This is a genomic window from Chitinophaga ginsengisegetis (genome assembly GCF_900168065.1).
GTDB lineage: Bacteria > Bacteroidota > Bacteroidia > Chitinophagales > Chitinophagaceae > Chitinophaga > Chitinophaga ginsengisegetis.
The window spans coordinates 174812-193655 of the sequence record NZ_FUZZ01000001.1 but is presented as its reverse complement, the minus strand read 5'-3'; the positions used below and the strand labels follow the sequence as shown (position 1 = coordinate 193655).

14 protein-coding genes are annotated in these 18844 nt (G+C 48.4%); 8 read left to right on the top strand and 6 right to left on the bottom strand.

Going from position 1 to position 18844, the window contains the following annotated elements:
* Positions 1-5: 5 nt before the first annotated feature.
* A complete protein-coding gene (locus B5Z18_RS00720; RefSeq protein ID WP_079467498.1) occupies positions 6-485 on the bottom strand; it encodes a GNAT family N-acetyltransferase in 480 nt (159 codons plus the stop codon).
* A gap of 238 nt (positions 486-723) precedes the next feature.
* On the opposite strand from B5Z18_RS00720, the gene B5Z18_RS00715 reads away from it, so the two are divergent.
* The 6 genes from B5Z18_RS00715 to B5Z18_RS00690 all read left to right on the top strand — a co-directional run bounded on the left by B5Z18_RS00715 (position 724) and on the right by B5Z18_RS00690 (position 12637).
* On the top strand, positions 724-2661 hold the full coding sequence (locus B5Z18_RS00715; RefSeq protein WP_235015856.1) for an alpha-L-arabinofuranosidase C-terminal domain-containing protein: 1938 nt from the start codon (positions 724-726) through the stop codon (positions 2659-2661).
* A gap of 251 nt (positions 2662-2912) precedes the next feature.
* Positions 2913-3506, top strand: coding sequence for an RNA polymerase sigma-70 factor (locus B5Z18_RS00710; RefSeq protein WP_079467497.1), 594 nt, complete (start codon positions 2913-2915; stop codon positions 3504-3506).
* Between the two features lie 82 nt (positions 3507-3588).
* Positions 3589-4779: a FecR family protein gene (locus tag B5Z18_RS00705; protein ID WP_079467496.1), complete on the top strand. Its 1191-nt coding sequence runs from the start codon at positions 3589-3591 to the stop codon at positions 4777-4779.
* Between the two features lie 272 nt (positions 4780-5051).
* Positions 5052-8294 carry a TonB-dependent receptor gene (locus tag B5Z18_RS00700; protein ID WP_159454132.1) on the top strand — a complete coding sequence of 1081 codons (3243 nt, stop codon included), beginning with the start codon at positions 5052-5054 and terminating at the stop codon, positions 8292-8294.
* 9 nt (positions 8295-8303) lie between these two features.
* Positions 8304-9944 carry a RagB/SusD family nutrient uptake outer membrane protein gene (locus B5Z18_RS00695; RefSeq protein ID WP_079467494.1) on the top strand — a complete coding sequence of 547 codons (1641 nt, stop codon included), beginning with the start codon at positions 8304-8306 and terminating at the stop codon, positions 9942-9944.
* A 26-nt stretch (positions 9945-9970) separates the two neighbouring features.
* Positions 9971-12637: an MBG domain-containing protein gene (locus B5Z18_RS00690; RefSeq protein ID WP_079467493.1), complete on the top strand. Its 2667-nt coding sequence runs from the start codon at positions 9971-9973 to the stop codon at positions 12635-12637.
* A 73-nt stretch (positions 12638-12710) separates the two neighbouring features.
* On the opposite strand, the gene B5Z18_RS00685 is transcribed toward B5Z18_RS00690, so the two are convergent.
* On the bottom strand, positions 12711-13136 hold the full coding sequence (locus tag B5Z18_RS00685; RefSeq protein ID WP_079467492.1) for an SH3 domain-containing protein: 426 nt from the start codon (positions 13134-13136) through the stop codon (positions 12711-12713).
* Between the two features lie 24 nt (positions 13137-13160).
* On the bottom strand, positions 13161-13652 hold the full coding sequence (locus tag B5Z18_RS00680) for a BON domain-containing protein (RefSeq protein WP_079469930.1): 492 nt from the start codon (positions 13650-13652) through the stop codon (positions 13161-13163).
* Positions 13653-13835: 183 nt separating this feature from the next.
* Between B5Z18_RS00680 and B5Z18_RS00675 the strand changes: the two genes are divergently transcribed.
* The gene (locus B5Z18_RS00675; protein WP_079467491.1) at positions 13836-15098 is read left to right on the top strand and encodes an alpha/beta hydrolase; all 1263 of its coding nucleotides are present in this window, start codon (positions 13836-13838) and stop codon (positions 15096-15098) included.
* On the opposite strand, the gene B5Z18_RS00670 is transcribed toward B5Z18_RS00675, so the two are convergent.
* A complete protein-coding gene (locus B5Z18_RS00670; protein WP_079469929.1) occupies positions 15095-15787 on the bottom strand; it encodes a molybdopterin-dependent oxidoreductase in 693 nt (230 codons plus the stop codon). The two genes, B5Z18_RS00675 and B5Z18_RS00670, sit on opposite strands and share 4 nt — an antisense overlap.
* 181 nt (positions 15788-15968) lie before the next feature.
* On the opposite strand from B5Z18_RS00670, the gene B5Z18_RS00665 reads away from it, so the two are divergent.
* On the top strand, positions 15969-16994 hold the full coding sequence (locus B5Z18_RS00665; protein ID WP_079467490.1) for a sterol desaturase family protein: 1026 nt from the start codon (positions 15969-15971) through the stop codon (positions 16992-16994).
* On the opposite strand, the gene B5Z18_RS00660 is transcribed toward B5Z18_RS00665, so the two are convergent.
* Together B5Z18_RS00660 and B5Z18_RS00655 are read right to left on the bottom strand one after the other, a co-directional pair.
* Positions 16982-18067, bottom strand: coding sequence for a metallophosphoesterase (locus tag B5Z18_RS00660; protein ID WP_079469928.1), 1086 nt, complete (start codon positions 18065-18067; stop codon positions 16982-16984). The genes B5Z18_RS00665 and B5Z18_RS00660 overlap by 13 nt on opposite strands.
* 120 nt (positions 18068-18187) lie before the next feature.
* Positions 18188-18649 carry a cold-shock protein gene (locus B5Z18_RS00655; protein WP_079469927.1) on the bottom strand — a complete coding sequence of 154 codons (462 nt, stop codon included), beginning with the start codon at positions 18647-18649 and terminating at the stop codon, positions 18188-18190.
* Positions 18650-18844: the final 195 nt, after the last annotated feature.

The window sequence follows — 18844 nt, the reverse complement described above, 5'->3', positions numbered from 1 at the left end:
AACCTTCAGGCTTTTAGCTCCATATCGTACCGGTCGAGCCCGGGGCCATAGGAATCTTTTATAATGCAGGTAACCACAAACCCCAGTTTCCCGAAAAAAAGGTAGGAGTGTTGCGTGGTATCGAGCCTGATACGGCATAGCGGGCATATCGACTGAATCACATGTACCCGGTACAGGAATAGTTGTTTGCCATATCCCTGTTTATGCAAGGCATGCGTGATGAGGCCCCAGGTCATGGATGCTTCCTGTTTTGCGGTATCGATATAATAACCTCCGCAACCAATTACCTGTTCTTCCAGGGTAGCTACATAATATTGTTCGTTGTTATTTTTTTGGGGAGATGTATACCGGGCGTCCTGCTTCCGGAGCCATTCTTCAAAGTCGGGTAATTCTGCCGGTGCGAAAAAGCCAGGCATATTACTTTTAAATGCAGCTATACATGCCGGTTTATCGGAGGGCGTATATGGTCTGATGATCATGGACATTTGTCATAAAATGAATAACGGGAAGTTAGGATTTAAATATCAGCCGGAGAAAAAAGACCCGGAAACAAGCCCCGCTTTTGCTTCCGTCAGAAAAAAGTATAACAGCAAAATACAGGCATCTTCCTGTACTATTAAAATTAATTGTCAAATTGACGATTAATAAAATAGTTTTATTATTTTTCCTGTCAGAACGATGCCGGCTACCCCGCCAGGCAGATTTTAAAACTCAATTCACGTTATGAAAATGAATCTAAGAAAAGACATACTCTTTATGTTCCTTGTTGGCCTGTTGGGTACACACCTGGCGGACGCACAAACAAAACGTAAAGCAGGCAAGCCTATTTCCGCCGATCTGTTCGGGATTTTCTTTGAAGATATCAGCTATGCAGCAGATGGCGGCCTGTATGCGGAATTGATCCAGAACAGGTCGTTTGAGTATACCCCGGCCGACAGGTGGGGCTGGCATTCCTTTACCGCCTGGGAATACGTAACCAAAGGTTTCGGTTATGGCGCCGTGAATGTGGAAAGCAAATCGCCCATTCATCCCAATAATCCGCATTACGTAGTGCTCACCATCGAAGAACCCGGCCAGGAAGGTATCGGGTTACAGAACAACGGCTTCGATGGCATTGCTATAAAAAAGGGCGAGCAGTATAACTTTTCGGTATTCACCCGGTTGCTGTCGGCCACACCCGTTCCGGTTTCAGTACAGTTGCGCAGCCGGAAGGGCGAGGTATACGGAGAAGTAAGTTTTACTGCGGATGCAAAGGAATGGAAGAAAAGCAGTGGCGTCCTCACCGCGCAACAAACAGCCGATAGCGCTGTGCTGGTGATGGTAGCCAAAGCGCCCGGCAGCCTGGCGATAGATATGGTGTCCCTGTTCCCGGCCAATACTTTTCACGGCCGGCCAAACGGGCTTAGGGCCGATCTGGGACAAGCCATCGCAGACTTAAAACCCAGGTTCATGCGCTTCCCCGGCGGTTGCCTCGTGCATGGCGACGGCCTCGAAAATATGTACCGCTGGAAAAATACCATCGGTCCTGTAGAAGAAAGAAAAGCACAGCGAAATATATGGAGCTATCATCAGTCGCTCGGACTCGGGTATTTCGAGTACTTCCAGTTTTGTGAAGACATTGGCGCCAAACCCTTACCGGTAGTACCCGCAGCGGTGAGTTGCCAGAACTCCGGCGGCACCTGGCGCATTGGCGGCACCGGGCAAAAAGGATTACCCCTTGAAGAAATGCCCGCGTATATCAATGAAATACTGGACCTGATTGAATATGCCAACGGACCGGCTACTTCCACCTGGGGCGCTAAAAGGGCCGCTGCAGGGCATCCTGCGCCGTTTCACCTGGAATACCTGGCCGTCGGCAACGAAGACAAACAAACCCCCGCTTTCAGGGAACGCTTTAAATTAATTGAAGCGGCAGTGAAACAAAAGCATCCGGAAATCACGCTTATCGGAACTGTAGGTCCCGCGCCGGCAGGGGAAGACTTTGAGGCAGGATGGGCGTTTGCCGATAAAAATGCGTTACAGATAGTAGATGAGCATTACTACGAAAAACCCGAATGGTTCCTGGAAAATAAAAACCGCTACGATTCATACAACCGTAATAAATCCAAAGTATACCTCGGTGAATATGCCTCCAGGGGAAATACCTGGTTCAACGCCCTGGCCGAAGCGGTGTACATGACGGCCCTGGAACGCAATGGCGACGTGGTACGGCTGTCGTCTTACGCCCCGCTGCTGGCCCGCACCGGTCATACTTCCTGGAACCCGAACCTTATTTATTTCACCGGCACTACTATCACGCGTACGCCAAATTATTATGTACAGCACCTGTTTTCAAACAATGCCGGCGATACTTATTACCCGGATATCATCACGCTGAATAATAACAAAAATACAGGTGTGTCCTGCGTAAAAGACAGTAAAAGCGGTGATCTTATTATTAAACTGGTGAACGCCGGCGAAACCAGCGTAGCTGCCAAAGCCAACCTGGCAGGCCTGGTGGCGCGGCATACCAATGCAGCGGTAACGGTGTTGACAGAGAATGTAACGGATAAAAATGCAGCGGTTACATCGGCCACTGATAAACTGGAAGTTGATAAGGTGATTAGCTATGAAGTAGCTCCCCGTTCAGTGGCGCTTATCAGGATTCCGGCAAATAAATAAAGTGGGGGAGCGGATGTTGTCTTTCTCAGGATTAAACTGATTGTACTGATTAGCTTGATCTGACTTTTGGGATTTTAAAAGATTCGGGGAGATATAAGCGGATATTTTTGCTTATATCTCCCCGAATCTTTTAAAATCAAAAGTGATCAAATCCCTGAATCAGTACAATCAGTTTAATCCTGAGAAAGACAAAATCCGCGGTATTATCAACCATTCTTTTTATTTTAGATTCAAAATACCTTTGCGGTTAAATGGGGGCAGACAACAGTTATACAGACGAGGAATTAATACAATTGCTGCAAACTGGCAATGAGCCTGCATTTAACCTGTTGTTTGAACGTTACCGGGATAAGCTGTATTATTATCTCATCACCATTGTGAAGGCGCCGGAAATTGCAGAAGAGATAGTAACCGACATCTTTGTAAAGTTCTGGATCGGGAAAGAACTGTTGCATAATATCCGGAACCTGGAAAGCTTTTTACACAAAGTAGCGTATCACAAAGCGCTTGATTTTCTCCGCACCACTGCCCGTCACGCCCGGTTACAGCAAATATATATCGACCGCCAGGAGCCGGCCTTCCAGAGAGGAGCCGATGAACTGCTGATAGATGCCGAATGCCGGCAGTTATTACTCCAGGCCATTAACCAGTTGCCTCCGCAACGGAAGCTGATCTACGCCATGAGCCGTGAACAGGGGCTTACCCACCGGCAGATAGCGGAAGCGCTGCGGCTGTCGCCCAGTACGGTCAAAAACAGCATGGTAGCGGCTACCCGGTCTATCAGCGACTTCCTGCGCAGGCATCATTCCAGCAAAGCTGCCTTGAACCTCTTCTTTATCAGCTGATCAGAAAGCCTGTTAAATTTTTTTCGGGAGAAGTAGTCCTGTTTTTTCCTTCGTGCCGTCTTATAAGGTATAAGCACGTTATATGTCCTCCGATCCAACAAGACTTCGATACCTGTTCCACCTGTTTGTGAATGACAGCGGCACGCCGGAAGAGATCCGTGAGTTCTGGCAGCTGGTGGGCGACCTGGAAAACGACGACTCTGTAAAAGAAGAACTGTGGCAGTTATGGGGAAAAACGCCCCATGATAAGTTTGTCCGGAAAACGGATTGGGATCAAACGCTCATGCATATACGCTCTGGCATACACGAATGGGAAGAACAACAGCCCGCGTACCAGCAACCACGTCATAACTCCTGGCTGGCTGCCGCAGCGGTAGCAGCTTTCCTGTTGCTTGCCGGCGGCGCCTACCTGTGGCTGCGTCAGCCGGAAAAGCCCCGGCTGGCCGTCGCACCGGAAGTACCGGCAATTGTGCCTGGCCACGAAGGCGCCATCCTTACCTTATCCGACGGTAGCACCGTGGTACTCGATAGCCTCGGCAACGGGGTAGTGGCGAAGCAAAACGGTACACAGGTAACGTTGAACAACGGCCGCCTGGCTTATAACAGCGAAGCCATTTCCGGTACCGGGGGCATGAGTTATAACACCATGACTACTCCCCGCGGCAGGCAGTTTCAACTGGTATTACCGGATGGTACCAAAGTATGGCTCAATGCGGAGTCGTCGCTCCGCTATCCCGTGGCTTTTAATGCCGGCGAACGGCGCGTGAACCTCACCGGGGAAGCCTATTTTGAAGTAGCCGCGAATGCATCTGCCCCGTTTAAAGTATCGGTAGCCAACATGGAAGTAGCCGTGCTGGGTACCCGCTTTAATATTATGGCGTATAAAGAGGCAGCAGAGATCCAATCCACCCTGCTGGAAGGCGCTGTGAAAGTAAGTAAAGGAACCGTGAGCAAATTATTGCAACCGGGGCAACAGGCAGGATTATCTAAAAATAACAACCAATTCACTATTTCCCGTCCGGACCTCCCCGGTGTAATAGCCTGGAAGGATGGCATTTTCCGGTTCAGGTCGGAGAATATTGTTACCATCATGCAGCAGCTGGCACGCTGGTATGATATAGAACCGGTGTTTGAAGGCAACCTGTCTGCGAAAAATTTTTCCGGTACTATTTCCCGGAAAAGCAGTCTGACAGAGGTATTACAGATGCTTGAACTAACAGAAGATATACACTTTGAAATTAAAGGAAGAAAGGTAATGGTTTCTTCCCTGTAACACATTTTTTTCCACGGTAAATGAAAAACGATTCCATCACGATGAAAAACGTCCACGTATGAGTGAATAATACACCCGTTCCCGTTAGTGATTGCCAAAAAAAACCAGGAGCGGTTGCAACGCCCCTGGCAAGTAATTGGGCAATCCGACAACACCCATTTGTAAAAGATTGCTTAACGGATAAACCCAACCTGAACAAAAATATGAAATTCTACACTAAGTGTAAGGGGGAGCCTTTGCCTGGCTTGTCGTTCCCTAAAATGTTCCTCGTTATGAAAATGATCTTCGTTTTGATGGTCGGTGTTTGTATGCATGCCTTTGCGCATGTATCTGCCCAATCTGTTACGATTTCAAAAAAGAATGTATCGCTGGAGGAAGTGTTTGATGCCGTGCAGCAGCAAACCGGTTATTTTTTCTGGTATAATACAGAACTGGTGCGGCGTACCGGCAAAGTGGATATAGATGTGCAAAGTGCGTCTGTTACTGCCCTGCTGGAAATTTGCCTGAAAGACAAACCGCTCTGGTACACTATCTCCGGGAAAACAATTGTTATCAAACGAAAACGCGTGTTTGTGGAGGAGCAGCCTGCTCCCAAAGAAAATATAAAAGGAAAAGTAACGGCTGCCGGTGGCCCGCCACTGTCGGGCGTTACCGTTAAAGAAAAAGATGTGGCCAATGGTACGCTTACCAATGAAAACGGGGAGTTTGAACTGAAAAATGTTTCTCCCGGTGCAACGCTGGTGTTTAGTTATATCGGGTACGATACAAGGGAAACAACGCTGACCGGCAGCGACTTTCTGCTGGTGAATCTTACACCTTCCCTGTCCGGCCTCGATGCAGTGGTAGTAGTAGGTTATGGTACACAGAAAAGGGGAGATGTAACGGGCGCTATTTCTTCCGTATCATCCAAAGCACTGAGAGAAGTGGCCGTAACCAATGTGCAGCAAATGCTGCAGGGACGGGTACCCGGCGTATACGTAAACAATACCGGTAACAAACCCGGCTCTCAGCCATCCGTGCTGATCAGGGGCGTACGGTCGTTCAGCGCAGGGAATGATCCGCTGTATGTAGTGGACGGTATTCCATTGTCTGGTGGGTTAAACGACATCAACCCGGATGACATTGAGTCGATCGATGTATTAAAAGATGCCTCCGCTACCGCCATCTATGGTTCCCGCGGCGCCAACGGCGTATTGATCATCACCACCCGGAGAGGAAAGCCCGGACCCGCCGTGGTCAGTTACAATTCCTATCTCAACATATCCGATGTAACCAGGAAGGCCAATATGATGAACGGGCCGCAGTTTGCAGCATACCGCCGGGAAGCCAACCGCGCTGTTGGCCGCTACAATGATGCAGACCCCAATGCAGACGAAAAGATTTTCGACAAAGGGGAGCTGGCAGCTATCGCAAACGGCTCCACTACCGATTACCAGCAGCTGATATTACGTACCGGTATCGCGCAAAACCACGAACTGAGCGTATCCGGCGGCAACGATAATACGCTCTTTAACATCTCCCTGGGATATTTCAGTGATAAAGGATACATCCGCATACAGGACTTTACACGGTATACCACGCGCATTAATATCGACCAGAAGATAGGCCGCCGCATTAAAGCGGGCATGTCTACCCTGGGCACTTTCAGCGTATCTAATGGCATCGATGTAAACCCTTTTTATGCTGCGCTCACCACTTCGCCTTTAAGTGCAGCCTTTGATAGCACCGGGAAAATAAATATGCGCCCTTCGTCGGATCAGTTGCAGGTAAACCCGATGGTAGACCTGGAGCCCGGAGCAGTAGTGAACCGCAATAAACGTTTCCGTATTCTCAGCAGCATATACGGAGAAGCGGACCTGGCGCCCGGCCTGAAGTTCAGGATGAATTTCGCCCCGGATCTCACAGAAAGCAGAACCGGTAACTACCGCGGTGCTACATCCACTTTCCAGAACGGTGCAGCACCCGCAGCAAATAACAGCGAAACATTTACGCTGTCATATACCTGGGAAAACATGCTTACCTATAACAAAGTATTTGCCCGTAAACATAAACTGAATGTAACCGGTTTATACAGTCTCCAGAACTTCAACAGCGAAAGCAGCAGCGGTAGTGTGAAAGACCTGCCCACCGGGCTGGATTCCATCCTCTATTATAACGTGGGCGCCGGCGCCACCATTACCGGTATTGGCAGTGGTTACAACCGCTGGAGCATCTTATCCTGGATGGGCCGCGTGAACTATGCTTTCGACGACCGTTTCCTGTTAACGCTTACCGGCCGTGCCGATGGATCATCAAAGTTCGCCGGAAAGAACAAATGGGGCTTCTTCCCGGCAGTAGCACTGGGATGGAATATCAGTAACGAAGATTTTTTTAGTAAGAAGAACTGGCTGAACAACCTGAAACTGCGACTCAGCTACGGACAGAATGGTAATGCAGGGATAGATCCCTACCAGACGAGGGCATTGTTGTCACGTACGTCGTACGACTGGGACGGGGTGGCCGCCTTTGGCTACCGGCCCGCCAGTTTGAGTAATGGCTCCCTCAGGTGGGAAACTACCCGGTCGGCCAATGCGGGCCTCGATTTTGGTGTCCTTAATAACAGGATTACCGGTACCGTGGATGTATACCAATCCAAAACTACTGACCTCTTGTTGCCACGATTGCTGCCCATTACTTCCGGTTATGCTACCATCACTTCCAATGTGGGTTCTACCAGTAATTCGGGTATTGAATTCGCCGTATCGTCTGTAAATATCGAAGCAAAGCAGGAAGGCGGTTTTGAATGGAGCACCGATTTTAATATGGCTTACAATAAGGAAAAGATCCTTTCCCTGTCGCAGGGAAAAGTAGATGACGTAGGCAATGCCCGCTTTATCGGGGAACCGCTCGGCGTGTATTTCGATTATGTAAAAACAGGCATCTGGCAAACCGGCGAGGAGCAACAGGCGGCGCAATACAGTTCTGCAGTAGGACAAATAAAAGTGAGTGATCTGAACAACAGTAAAAAAATAGATGCAGGCGACCGTATGATCCTGGGCCAGGTAAGACCCAAATGGACCGGCGGCATCACCAGCCGCTTTAGTTACCGCGGTTTTGATTTGTCAGTTTTTCTTAACGGTGCATTCGGACACCTGGTAAAAGATCCGCTGCGCAGCGGTAACACCTTTGCACTCGAAGGACGGTACAACACCGTAAACGTGGACTACTGGACGCCGGATAACCCGGTGAATACCTATCCGCGGCCACGCGCCGGACAAGGACAGGGGCCGGTTTTCGGCAGCACGCTTACCTATTTTAAAGGCGATTACCTGCGGATCAAAAATATCAACCTGGGCTACCGCCTGCCAGGCAGCACACTGAAACATGCCGGTATACAATCTTTTCGTATATACGCCAACGTGCAAAATCCGTATGTGTTCTCGTCCTTCGTACACAAGGACCAGGGGATAGATCCTGAAATCCTCAGTCAGCCTTTTTATGTGAACTATGTATTTGGCATCAACCTCACTTTCTAAATTCCGTTTATGAAGCCGATTTGCTTTATTATCATCATATTCGCCTGTTTTACTTCTTCCTGTTATAAACAACTGAATGAGGATATGCGTTCCGGTATCCCGGATAACTACCTTAATACGCCGGAGGGCTTTAACGCCGGCGTAAACAGCGCTTACAGCTATTTGCGCGCCTGGTATGGTAACCAGATGGGCGCACAGTTAACCGTGTATGGTACCGATACTTATATGTGCGGCAGCGGGGAGCTGGCATTGGATGCCTATAACTTCAACCTTACGCCCGGCAGGGGATTTATTTCCAGTCCGTGGAATGATCTCAACCTGGCGGTGAACGCCTGCAACGCTGTGATCACGAGGGCGCCGCTGGTACCCATTGCAGAAGGAACGCGGAATGCAAGGGTGGGAGAAGTACGTTTCCTGCGCGCTATGTATTATTTCCTGCTGGTGCAAACCTGGGGACCGGTGAACCTGTCGCTCACAGAAACTACTGAAGTAACTACGGTGGCACACCGCACACCCATTGACAGCGTATACAAAGCCATCATTGCGGATCTGCAGTTTGCCATCGCCAACCTGGGCGCCACCACTACGGAGTATGGCCGTATTACAAAACCAGCAGCTGAAAACCTGCTGGCGAAAGTATACCTCACCCGGGCAGGCACCACCGCCCGGCAGCCAGGCGATTACCAGCAGGCCGCTACGCTGGCAAAAAATGTGATCAGTAATTATAAATACCAGCTGCTGAATAATTTTTCGGATGTGTTTGCACAGGGTAGCGGAGAGAAGAATCCCGAAGTTATTTTTGCCGTACAATACAGTAAAAATGTATTGACCAATGGCGTTGGCAATCAAACTCACCTGTTCTTTATTATGAGCTATACTTCCCTGCCGGGAATGGCCAGGGACCTCGCTAACGGAAGACCGTATTCGTATTTCAGACCTACCCGTTTCACCACGGACACATTGTTCGATAAAGCACATGACAGTCGCTACGAAAGAAGTTTTGTTACAGTATATTATTGTAATAACCCTGGCGCCTATACGATTAACGGTAAACGGGTAACCCTGCAACTGGGTGATACCGCCGCTTATTTTCCGGGGCGTGAATATACTGCCGCAGAAAGGAATGCCGTTAACTATACCGTTATTGCTCCCAGTCAGTATAACCAAACCAATTTTCCAACGCTGACAAAGTTCCTCGATCCGCAACGACCCGACATTAACAACGAAGCAGGTTCCCGCGATTTTATTGTTTCCCGCCTGGCGGAAACGTACCTCGTGGCAGCAGAAGCGCTGATGATGAGCGGCCAGGCCGCAGAAGCAGTGCCGTATGTAAACGCCGTGCGCAAACGTGCCGCCAAACCCGGCGCCACTGCAGAAGAAACGGCAGCCAACCAGGCCGCTATGGAAATAACCGCCTCCGACCTCAACATCGATTTTATCCTGGACGAAAGAGAACGGGAACTGCTTGGTGAACATCACCGGTGGTTTGACCTGGTTCGTACCGGGAAATTGCTGGAAAGGGTACGGCTGCATAATCCGACCGGTGCACCAAATATTAAACCCTTTCATGTACTAAGACCTATACCGCAGGATCAGATAGATAAAACAGCAGGTGGTATCTCTGCATTTCCACAAAATGACGGCTATTGATAATGTAACATCTTAAAAAACATTTTATGATCAACCAAATTATTCGCTGCATTACTATATGCATTACTTTCCTGTTGCCCTACATCACTCTTTCCGCACAAACAGGAAGTCCCTGGGGCGTTTGTGCGCATGCACAAAAAAATCCGGAGTGGCCTATGATTGATAATGAACTGCTGAAATGCCAGCAGGCAGGTATCAAATGGATGCGGGTAGATATACAATTCTCCTACGTATGCGCTACCGCCGGTGTTATGCAGTTCAGCAGGTATGATTCGCTGCTGCTGAAATGCCGGCAGTATGGTATCCAGATCCTTCCCATCTTACAGGCGTTTGATTCGGAGATTACCAAACCCCGGCCGGATATGGTGCCTATTTATAATCACCTGCCCGAATGGCGGGCGTTTGTAAATGCAGTGGTAACCCGCTATCACGGCGATATGAAATACTGGGAGATCTGGAATGAACAGGATGGCGGCTTCTGGAAACCCAGTCCCAATGCAACGCAATACGTACCGGTGCTGAAAGCAGCCTATGAAGAAATAAAGAGCATTGACACGGCCTGCGCGGTGATCGTTGGCGGTCTTTCCGGATGGAATACCGACTACCTGAAAAACATGTACAACGCCGGTGCAAAAGGCTACTTCGATAAAATAGCTGTTCATCCCTATGGCTATGCAACAGACAAAAGCGCCCGGATCATCCGTATGCGGAACGACTTCTATGCAGAAATGAAACTGCGCGGCGATTCGGGTATGCCTGTCTGGATCACGGAGTCCGGCGGCTCCTCCTTTGTGGCGCCTACCATCCAGAAGCAGCCGCAGTTTGTTGTTAAAGCCATTCGATATGCTTTGCATAAGTTAGGAAAAGATACTACCTCTTTCAAAGTAGGGATTGCGGTATCACCCAGGGTTCCTAATCTCGATGAGGTGGAAACGTGGCGTTCGTGGTTGCCGGGTATCACCCTGGAGCCTATCCCGTTCAGCGAGCTGGCCACTGTTGATCCCGCGGAGTTCCCCGTGATACTGGGTTCTGAGTCCACCACCACCGATCAGCCCCTGCTGGAACCCCTGCGTAATTATGTGATCAACGGCGGATTAATGCTGGCCGTGAATGTATTACCGTTCTATTATACCGGTATTCAGAACCCGGATGGTACCTGGAGCAATGTATCGCAAACAGGGATTACCTATCCTTATTTCAGGCTGGGCTTTGAAGCTTTCTGGACCAAACCCGGTATACCGCAGAGTACTACCAGGATTGCTGTAAGTCCTGATGCCCTGGCAGGAGGAGTGCCGGCCTTATCCAATGTACTTGTTGATCGTTTTATCAGCCCCAAAAACCTCCAGCCGGGCGATACCTATTATCCCATCATTCATGCGTACAACAGTACCGATGTAAATGTAGGAGAAGCCATGTCGCTGTTTACTTATGGCGATTGGCAGGGAGGTATACTCATGGGTACCGCTTCGCTGGCGGGAGGTTACTCTGAAAGCGACCAGGCCAACCTGCTGCAGCGGGTATACCTGAATTATTTATCGTTGGGGGTAGAGAAAATATTCTGGTACGACCTGCATAACGATGGCAACAATGCCGCAGATAAGGAAAGTAATTTCGGTTTGCTGAGATGGGACTTTTCACCCAAACCATCTTATAATGCCTATAAGGAAATGACGGGGTACCTGGGGAGCAATCCGGGGTTTGTTAAAAGACTTCCCACCGTTGATAATGACATCTGGGCGTTGGCGTTCCGGAAGCAGGAAGACAGCTCCGCCGTGTTGGCCGTATGGTCTGCCGATACAGCTGTTACTTATAATGTATTGCACAGAGACAGCCTCATAGCTACTTACAAAGGCGCCAAAGTACGTTTCATCGTATTGAATGATTCAATAGGCGCCTACAAAATTGGCATTCCCGGTAACCTGAGAATGGATTCCATTGCCTGGAAGCAATATGGAGATGCTGACTTTGCATTGACCGCCGGCAGTGATAACACGCTTTTGCCCGTTACCTTTTCCGGCGGCAACCCTGCGCTCACCAGGGTTTACCGGGACAGTACCGCTAATAATCAATGGAAGGTTAAAATCCTGGGTGCGGGTACCGATACCATTACCGCTACCCAGTGGGATTATAACGTATATCCATCTGCAGAAAAAATTCAGAGAACACTGGTGATCAGCCCGGCCCTCTTAACGGCTACTCCGAAAGATACCAGCAGAATATACGGGATGCCCAATCCTGCTTTTGAAATAGATTACACCGGATTTGTTTATGACGATGATTCAACCGTTATCACCCAACGCCCGGTGCTAACGTCTACGGCTACACTGTATTCGTTTCCGGGGCAGTATCCGATTACTGCTGCCGGGGCTGCTGCTGCGAACTATTCGTTTATTTACAATAACGGAACGCTTACGGTGGGTGAAAGTACCAATAGCACCAAAGGAACGCCCAATGTACTCACCGGCGTATTCCTGGGTAGCACTACTTTAATGTCTAACATGTTCAGCACTTATGCAGGAACGGCATTTTATCAGCTGGTGGATTTAAGTGGAAGAAGGATCTTTGCACAAAACGTTACGCTGCGGAAGGGGATAAACCTGTTCCAGTTCCAGGTACCAAATGTAGCAAGAGGGATTTATATAGCGACGGTTACCACACCCCGCTGGCGCATTTCTGTTAAGATATTTAAATAACCACCTGTAGCTATAAAATAGAGAAGGCGCCTCGTAATCAATACGGGCGCCTTCTCTTTTATACATTCAATGGTTATTCTACCGGTTGCAGATACTGCGCGTAGGCATAGCCTTCTTCGCCTGCATCTGTGCGGATCAGCCACCACTGGTCGCTTTGTTTACTGATCAGCGAAACAATTTCATTGTGTGCTGCTTTTCCTACAATAGGCTGGTCGGTGCCGGGACCTTTGCGGATATTCAGGTTAGATGACTCTGTGATCACTTTCAGTTTAGCGCCTGCTACCGCAGTAGCTACATTAATATTCATCACTACGTCGCCGGTGAGGAAGTTGGGATCAATTTTTCCGTAGATGTTCCACAGCTGGTCCTTTACAGCGCCGGTAGGTGCTTCGCCCTCTATATGCAATACGCCATCCAGTTCGTTTACTTTCAGGTTGCTGGTGCCTGCAGCCTGTGCTGCATCAATCAACTCTTTGTATTTATCCTGTAATGCTGCCATGATTATTGTATTTAAAGAGAAAGATTATTTTACTTTTAAACCGGAGGCATCTACCTTTTTGGGTTTCAGGGCATCCAGCGCCATTTTCAGTTTCTTCCAACGGTCAGCTTTCTGTTCGCCGGTAATGATAATCACTCCATCTTTAACATCCGCCTGGATACCAGGGAAGTCTTTCACAATACCTGCTACCGCTGTTTTCAGCGCATCATCGGCAGTAACTTCTACCGGTGCTGGTGGCGGCGGCGGAGGTGGGGCTACGGTAACATTGTTAACAACACTCTTAACACCCTGGTTCAGCTTAACAGCAGCTTCTGCCGCATCTTTGTCAGCCTGGCTGGCAACAGATCCGGAAAGGGTAACTACGCCATCCTTAACATCTGCACTAACGCCGGGAGAGGACTGTAATGCAGTGGTTACTGCAGCCTGTATGTCTGCATCCTTTGGTTTCGATTTGCAGGAAATCATGAACAATAGTCCCACGGAGAGGATCACTGTGGTCAGGTGTTTCAGTTTCATAATCATACTGAGGTTTTAATGATGAAAAAATACCATCTTAAGTTAAGTATCTTTTTTCATCTGGCAATAAGACTATAAGAGTTGTTTATTTTTTAATAAACGCGCCCTGTCTTTTTAACCCGATTTTAATTGGACTGTCAGCCTTATTCGATTAATTTAGGTCAACAAAAAAATTCCGGACCCATGAAGAAGTGGTACCTGTTATCATTCCTGTGCATCCTGTTTTGCACGGCATCTGCACAACAAAACGATCAGATAACCACTCAATTTTTTGGGCAACTCGGCAAAGGAAACTGGGATGGCGCCAGGGAAAATATGGATGCCAATATGAAAACAAAGGTAACGCCGGACATGCTCAAAGGGATCTGGCAACAGCTCGAACAATCCTATGGGAAATGGGAAGCGCTCATCTCCCAAAAAACAGCAAAAGAAGCGGCATATGATATTATACTGGCAGATAACCGCTTTGGTAAGGCCATTCTCACATTCCGGGTGGTGTTCGACAACAATCACCGGATCGCCGGCTTTTTTATTGCCGGCACCAAACTTATAACTACCGCACTGCTGCCTTATGAAGAAACGGATACGGTGGTTACCACAGACGGTGGTATCCTGTATGGAGTGCTTACAAAGCCCGTGATGAAACAACCCTGGCCGGTGGTACTCATCATTGCAGGATCGGGCCCCACTGATCATAATGGGAATAACCCATTATCGCCTGCCACGAACGGTAACTCCTATCAGCAACTGGCGGCGGCTTTGGCGGCCAATGGCATTGCTTCCGTGCGTTACGACAAACGTGGTATCGGCCAAAGTACCGGCTTCAAAAAAAGTAACAGCGCCACCTCGCTCGATGATTATACGGATGATGCCATTGCGTGGATAGATCACCTGCAGAAAAATACGCAGCAGTTTAAAAATGTGGCGGTTATTGGTCATAGCGAAGGGGCCTTAATAGGTTTGATGGCCGCCGGCCGCAGGAGCTTCAAAAGCCTGGTATCTTTATCCGGACCAGGGGAATGTATGGATAAAGTATTGCTCGCGCAGTTAAAACCGAAACTGGCGGATTCGCTGTACAACGATGTAACCGTGATTTTAAATGAACTCCGGCAGGGTAATAATCCGCAACAGGTACCGGCGGCATTAAGCCTGCTGTTTAATCCCTCCTTATACACTTTCTGGAAAAGCACTTTTCACTATGATCCCTGTGCATTGCTGCCGGCTGTAAAGATGCCGTTTTTTATTATCGGCGGCACCAGTGATGTACAGGTACCGCCTGTGCAGGCGGATATCCTTCATAATTGCAAACCTGGTTCGCAGCTGCTGATGATCAAAGGAATGACGCATGCACTGAAAGACACCGCACCGGTTCCGGCGGGAAATCAGGCGCCGTTGCCGCTGTCGGCCCAATTAGTGCCTTCACTGGTGAAGTTTATAACGAATTAACTGTACCGGTCATTGCGCCACGGGTAAGCGGTATTGGAGTAGCCTCTTTCTTCCCAGAAGCCCAGTTTGTTGGTGGTGAGGAATTCAATGCGGTGAATCCATTTGGCGCCTTTCCAGGCATATAATTCAGGGGTGATCATTCTTACCGGTCCGCCGTGTTCCCTGGGTAATGGCGCGCCTTCAAAGGTATGTACCAGCAACACGTCGGGTTTCAATGCTTCTTCCAGCGACACATTGGTGGTGTAATCGTCGTAGCCGTAACAGAGTATATGCGTGGCCGTATCTTTGGGTTGTACCAATGCAGCCAGGTCCAGCAGGCGAACGCCCACCCAGTTCATATTCAGCTTCGACCAGGTGGTAACGCAATGAAAATCGGAGGTGTCGGATGTTTGCGGAAGCGCGAGGAAGTCTTCCCAGTTTAATGTTACCGGGTGTTCCACGGCGCCGTCCAGGATAAGCTGCCATTCGTCTTTTTCAATTTCCGGCTGTATTCCCAGGTCCAGTACAGGCCATTTATGCGTGATGGTTTGCCCTACAGGTAATACCGGCATGCCATGCCGGTTAGGATTGCCACTGCCTTTGGGTTTGTTGTCGGCTACCGATGGGGTGAGCCGCATCTTTTCCTCAAAGCGGGATTTGAGCTTCATTCTCGCTTCTACAATACGCTTTAGTTTGTCCGCCTCTTCCATAAAATGATTTTTGGGTCTTCGGGTATAAATATACGGATTTACGCCCATCAGGCGGTGCTTCCGGCATATCATCCCGGTTTATCAAACACTTCCTTATCTGAAAAAAGTATTCCTTTGTATATACTTTGTTCATACAAAGTCGTATATTGTACGTACAAAGTAAACTAAATAAACGCGCGTTATGGAGGTCATTCAAACGGTATTCCAGGAGATCATCGGATTCCTGGGGATCTCACAATTAATAGAAGTATGTAAAACGGGGAATTACAAGGTGTTGCTTACACTAAACGGGATCTTCTCTGTTATTTCCCCGCTGGTGCCTTTCCTCCTGTTGCTGGAAATAGGGCGGGCCCTTTTTTATAAGAAGTTCAAGATCGAAGACTATAAAATGCCCTTCCTGATCTTTGTGGCCAACCGGTTTATCTCCCGGTTCATTTCCATTGCGGCGGTGGCTTTCTGTATCGGATTGCTGGAGAAATATGCGTTGATCAATACTTCTCTTAAATGGTACTGGTTTATTTACGGGTATGTGATCTGGGAGTTCTCCCACTTTATTTATCATTACTACGGGCATAAGGTGCGCTTGTTTTGGTGCCTGCACTCTACTCATCATGCGCCGCAAACCATGAACCTTTCGGTTACCTATGCGCATTTCTTCCTGGAGGCGCCTTATGCAGATGTGATCCGCACCAGCATCTGCATCCTGATGGGCGTTAATCCGCCGTTGCTTTTTATCATTATGTTTATTGACGGCACCTGGGGATCTTTCATCCATGTGGGCGAAAACCTGATTAAAGACGGGCGTCTTGGCTTTCTCAATAAAATCATTCTCACGCCGTCGCATCACCGGGTGCATCACGCAAAGAACCCTTTGTATATGGATACCAATTTCTGTAACCTGCTTAACATCTGGGATAAAGTATTTGGTACTTTCCAGCCTGAAAAGCGTGATATGCAGATTGAATACGGTATTTCAAGGGAAATGAATCCCAACAATTTCCTGGATGTTTATTTTGGTGAACTGTACGGCTTGTGGAAGGATGTCCGGAAAGCGCCCGGTATAAAAAATAAGCTGCTGTACGTTGTAATGCCGCCGGGATGGAGCCATACCGGGGATCATAAAACGGCGAAAGTGGTGAAACAGGCGTTCCTCGAAGAGGTGCAGCATCAACCAATGAGACAAACAACAGCTGATCAGGTCATCTGATCAAAGAGGTAATACAGCGGGGATTCTTCCAGCACCACGCGGGAATTCCCCTGTGCATCTTTTTTCCATTTAATCAGCCGGATAGCGCCATCTGCTATTTCCAGCCCGGTAATATCGCCATCATTAAAACAGCAGCAGCCGGTGTTGAAATAGGAGGGGTACGCCATTGTTTTTACCAGCTGTTTGCCGGCATATTCTGCCTGTCTTGCTGCCAATGCTTTTTGTAAGATGGCAATCTCGCCGGTATCTCCCTGGGCGCGGGCTTTATCCAGTTGTTTCGTAAGCTTGTCGATGTGATCCAGTGATGCGAACACCGGTTTGTGGGTATGCCCTGAAACGAGGAATGTTTTTTTGTACTGGATGCTCCATTCGTACATCATGATATTGTGCCGGTCGGCCAGGTCGAAGGAATCGGAAAGGGTATCCATCCGGATGTCAAAAAAGCGTTGTATGGGTGTCCATATGGCGGCTACAAACCATTTGCTGAAAGCATTGCCGTCGCTGCGCAGGTCGCCCTGGTGGCCATGTGTGAGATAGATTTTGTAATCATGGTCCTGGTAGCGTGTTTGCAGGATCAACCCTTCATATACTTTCAGTTTCTTCCCGAAGATTCCTTTCAGGAATTGTTGCCGCGGTACGGCGTAATGCCACTCCAGGTCGTGGTTCCCGAATACCCGGAAGTAACGTTGCTGCTGCAGGAAGCGGGCTTCTTCCAGCAAGGTGTCGCGGTTTTCCCGGATCACGGTTGCCGGCGGGCATTCCCATAATTCCTCGCAATCGCCCAGGTTAATAAAGGTATAGCCCCTGTCGTAGTAATAACGGAGCGCGGCTACGTAATTGGCTTCTGCGGCCATAAAATCGTCGGCGCCATCTTTTCCGCCTTTATGCTGGTCGGAGAAGATAATAAAGCGGCTATGCTCGTAATCAAAAGGAACGATCAACCCTTTTTGCCGGTTGCCTTTCAGGATTTCTTCGTGAAGCTGGGATAGGGACGCAAATACCTGGGATTTATCCGGCTGGGATGAAAATCTGTTGGATAGCCAGATGATAGGACGTTGGAAGAATTTTTTCACTGGATGCGGCACGCTGTATTTTTTTAGGAAGGTGGCTCAGTACCTTACCACGCACAAAAATGAGCGATTATCAATAACCGCTCAGATTTTTTATTTTAATAAAGCCAGACCTGTTACAGTTTAGCTTTTTACTTCTTTCTTTACGTTAACGGCACTTGGACCTTTCTGTCCTCTCTCCACTTCAAAAGTTACCTTGTCTTTTTCTTTAATAAGTTCAGTCAGCTGGTTAATGTGTACGAACACGCTATCCTGTGTCTGCTGATCGATAATAAACCCGTAACCTTTGGACTCATTGAAAAATTTCACCACACCTCTGCGGATCAGTTCTGCTGGTTCTTCCGGCAATTGTCTGCCTGGTCCGAGCTGAATGTCTTCCACATTGATTTCCCTTTTCCTGCTTGGATCGGGTGGAGTAGAGGAGATATTACCATTCTCATCTATGTAAGCCATCATATCTTCCAGACTCTTTCCTTTACCGCTTTCTCTCTTTCGTTCTTCCTTTCTTTCCTGTTTATCCAGTCTTTGTTTCGCTTTTTTCTTTTCTTTTTCTTTTTTACCAACTGTTTCCTGGGATCTAGCCATATTTATGTATATATTTTGATACCTTACAAAGATCGGCTTTTTTTGCGTAAAAGGCCCGGAATATAAAGCAGCACAGCCTTTATGCACACGCATTTTGCCCCAGGACTCCCCATAGCGGCTATTCTATATTTTTTGCACATCGGGAAATAACTACTTCGCAATACTGATTATCATGATATTTTATTTGTGATCAGG